This is a genomic window from Salinispora mooreana, assembly GCF_000379065.1.
Classification (GTDB): Bacteria; Actinomycetota; Actinomycetes; order Mycobacteriales; family Micromonosporaceae; genus Micromonospora; species Micromonospora mooreana.
Map to the genome: position 1 here is coordinate 1 of NZ_KB900615.1, position 3,199 is coordinate 3,199.

Consider the following 3,199-nt stretch of genomic DNA (forward strand, 5'->3'; position numbering starts at 1 on the left):
AACGGCTGCGACCCGCCCAGGGCACGCAGCTGCGGCAGCTGGGTGGCCAACACAAGACCGCAGCCCGTTTTCCGCATCGTCTCGGCGGCTTGCACCGCCAGCGCCACGATCGCCGTGTTCGGCACCAGCAGCAACTGGCACTCGTCGATGACCACAACGAGGGGAAGCAGCCCCAGTGCGCGCACTCGCGGATCGTCGGCGTCGAAGGCATCGACGCCGGCGTCAGCCAGCAGCTGCGATCGGCGCATCACCTCGGCGTGGAAACGGCGGGTCAGCAGCCCGGTCGCCTCCACCCCCGAGTGGTACTCCACCGTGCCTTTCCACGCCGGCAGCGACTGTCCGTTCTGCGGATCGCCGACGGCGACCTGCACACCGCCGGCGAGCAGGTTCGCGATCAACACACCCAGGGCGCGGGACTTGCCCGATCCGGACGAGCCGACGACCAGGCCACCGAGGACCCCGAAGTTCGGCCGCGACACCACCCACCCGCCGGCCGATCCGTCGCTGAACCGGGCGATCTCGAACCGGCCAGCGTTGTAGGTGGGGCCGTTCCACGGCACCCCACCCGTGATGGCCGACTGCTCGACGAGGATGACCCGCAGCCGCGCCGTCTTCCCGGTGGGGCGCCAGCCGACCGCACCCTCGTCCAGGTCCAGGGCCACTTCCACGTCCGGGCCGGACTTCATCAACGGGCCTGGCCGCGTGTTCGGGGCCAGGCGGATCAGCGCCTCAGTGACCCCTGGCCGCGGCTCGACCGCTTTGACCAAGGTGGTGCCGGCGCACACGCCCTGCCCGACGATCTCGTCCTGCCACCGCCGCTGCCACCGCACGGTCAACTCATCGGCCACCGGCGACTCAACAGCCGTCGGCTCCAGGACCGGCTCCGGTGTCGGCCGTTGCCGCAGGTGGTGCCACCACGGCCAGCCCAACACCACACCCGCCAACGTCGGCACCGCGATGGTCAGCGTCGGGTGCGCGGCCAGAGCGGCCGGGCCGCCCGCGGCGACCGTCGCCACCGCCGCGCCGCCGAGCACCACCGCGATCGCGGCCCGGTATGCCCGCACGGTGCGGGAGTGGGCCCGCCACCCGGCCGCGGTCGCCGCGATCGCCAGGGTCAGCAGCGCGACGGTCTGCCACGACAGGCCCAAAGGCCCCGACACCCAGGACAACGCGCAGCTGGCGGCGACCCAGTAGAACGGCAGGAGCCGCCGCCAGCTGCGACGCAGCACCGTGGCCACCGCGTAGGCGGCCACCGTGACCACTGCGCTCAGGGCCCGGACCAGAGCGGCCAGCCGGTCCGCGCGGATCTCATCCACAGTCCTGGTCGCCATCGCTGTTCTCCTCAAAAGCCGGGTGTGGGCAGGGGTATCTGGCAGGGGATGGGCCCCGGGGCGGTGCGCGCCCCGGGGCCCGGGGCCGGGTCAGCCGACCAGGACTTCCTTGCTGGCGACGTTGCCTCCGGCGTCGGCCACAACCTCGGCGACCGCGCCGTCCTTGCTGTTGAAGTCGCCCAGGGCGGCCTGCAGCTCCTCCTGGGCGGTGTTCAGCGCCGCCTGCGCGGCAGCGAACGCCTCCGCGGCGTCACGCAGATGCCCCACCGTGGACACGGCCATCTGCAGACCCTCATAGCGGTCAGCGGCCTCGGTCAGCACACCGGCGACGCCGGCGACCTCCTCAGCCCGCTCCCCCGCCGCCTCCGCGGCCTGGGTGAACGCGGCGCGGATCTCCTCGGGACCAGTAGCTTCCAGATTCACGGTCAACTCCCTCAGGTGCTCGGTGATACCGGCCGCCCCGACGGCGGTCGGGTGGTGCACAGATCCGGCGTCATCGCCGGAGGTCTCATGCGCATCGCAGAACGGGCTGTCCGGACCGGCGGTCAGGTTGTCGCACCACCGCTCAGGCACGCCCTCGCGGGCGGGCTCGCAGTAGGCGCACTCGCCAGCCGCCCCGGTGGCGGGCGCCCCGACCATCTCCATCTCGTCATCGGGATGCGGGTCATCCGCAACAGGCTCGGTAGCAGGTTGCGGGCAGGTGTGCCGGTTACCCGCCGCCTGCGCGGCCGGCATCGACGTGAACGAGGAGTCACCCTGACCGCACACCCGGCACCGCCACCCGAACCGCGGCTGGGGGCGGGGTGCGGTGCAGGTGGGGCCACACGGCTGCAGGCAGTAGGGATGCGCGTCGTCGTGCACCACCGACGACGGCTCATCCGGATCCGGATCGCCCTGCACCTCCCGGGTGTCCTGGGCGTCCTGGGCACCACCGGGGATGACCCGCAGCGCCGGCCGGCCCAGCGGCTGCTCGGACTCCACAACGGCCTCGTCGACCTGGCCCTCCTCGGCCTCGGCGGGTTGGCCGGTGTACCGGTCGGGGTGCTCGGTGCGGGTGTGCTCCCGGCCGGCCCCCTGGGCGTTGGCCTCGATCCGGAACGGCCGGGAGGACCACCCGCATATGTCGCAGTCGGCGTACCAGCGGCCGGCCTCGTCAACGTCGGTCGCGACACCGTCAACGGCGCGGCTGCCGCGTTTGCGGGCCACCGCGCGGCGCCGGCGGGCCCGCGCCCGATCAGTGGCGTCCTCGATCAGCCCCGCCACGTAACCGTCCGCGGCAGCGACCACGCCCGCCCGTCCAGCCGACCCGCTCGCCCTGTCGGCCTGACCGCCGGCGGCCTGCTGGCGGGCGCGGGCCTGCCGGCGCGGGGACTGTTTGCCTCGTGCTGCCCACGCGGCGTCTTCGAACAGCAGCACGGCGATCCGAGCCACCGCCAGGTACACCAGGATGTCGAAGAAGATCATCGGATCACGTCCCGGATCGTTGCGCCTAGGCCGCCGACGATCATCGGCAGCAGCAGCGCGCATCCCAGCGCGACGTGCGCCAACGTGGCCTTACCACCGCCACCGCCGCCCTTGCCGAACGCGCCGCCCTTACCGGCCTTACCGCCCCCGCTGGCGCCCTTGCCGCGCAGGTGAACGGCCACGACGATCCCGAGCGCCAGCCCGAGCGCGGTCGGAATGGCCACGGCTACGTCACTGGTGGGCTGGCCGATCCAGTCACCGATCGGAGCGGCGACCGCGCCGATCGCCGCGGCCAGCCACTGGTTGACCTGGGTAACCACGACGCCAGCGAGCAGCCCGCCGACTCCCAGAGCGACCATCACCCGCAGCCGGGGAGTGAAGTGAAAGAACACCGACAAGGCGAT

General features: G+C 72.7%; 3 protein-coding genes. All 3 read right to left on the reverse strand.

From position 1 onward, the window contains the following. A partial coding sequence (locus tag SALPAC6_RS0124545; protein ID WP_018255953.1) for a type IV secretory system conjugative DNA transfer family protein occupies positions 1-1,331 on the reverse strand: 1,331 nt, incomplete at its 3' end. 90 nt (positions 1,332-1,421) lie between these two features. Further along, positions 1,422-2,795, reverse strand: coding sequence for a hypothetical protein (locus tag SALPAC6_RS0124550; RefSeq protein WP_018255954.1), 1,374 nt, complete (start codon positions 2,793-2,795; stop codon positions 1,422-1,424). Next, the coding region (locus SALPAC6_RS0124555; RefSeq protein WP_026190054.1) for a hypothetical protein at positions 2,792-3,199 on the reverse strand (408 nt) is incomplete at its 5' end. The genes SALPAC6_RS0124550 and SALPAC6_RS0124555, both read right to left, overlap by 4 nt.